We start from the raw sequence: 389 nt of genomic DNA, 5'->3' as shown, positions 1-389 counted from the left end.
CAGACGCCGGCCACCAGGTGCGCCGGGATGGCGCCCACCGCGTCGTCGATGCGGTGGCGCAGCAGGGCCTCGCTGGCCCAGGCCATCAGGCCGGCCCCTACAGCGCCAATCAGCAGCGCCTCCAGGGGCGAGACCGCGTGGGCCCCAGCGGTGACGGCCACCAACCCGGCGATCAGGCCATTGATGAGGTACATCGTCTCGTAGTAGCCGTGCCAGACGCGACCGAGCACCAGCCCGGTGGCACAACCGGCGGTGGCCGCCAGGGTGGTGTTGACCAGAATGCCCGGCACCGCTTCGGTGAAGCCCAGCGTGCTGCCGCCGTTGAAGCCGATCCAGCCGAAAAACAGCAACAGGCAGCCCAGCATGGCCAGCGGCAGGTTGCCGGCGGG

At 70.7% G+C, this 389-nt stretch carries 1 pseudogene; it reads right to left on the bottom strand.

Features of this window, described 5'->3' with window-relative positions:
- Positions 1–389, bottom strand: a pseudogene (locus HA630_RS00870) (ammonium transporter); the annotation flags it as partial.

The sequence above is a fragment of the Aquabacterium sp. A08 genome (genome assembly GCF_011742065.1).
Note: the sequence above shows the minus strand (reverse complement) of the source record. Positions and strands in the feature narration are given on the sequence as shown.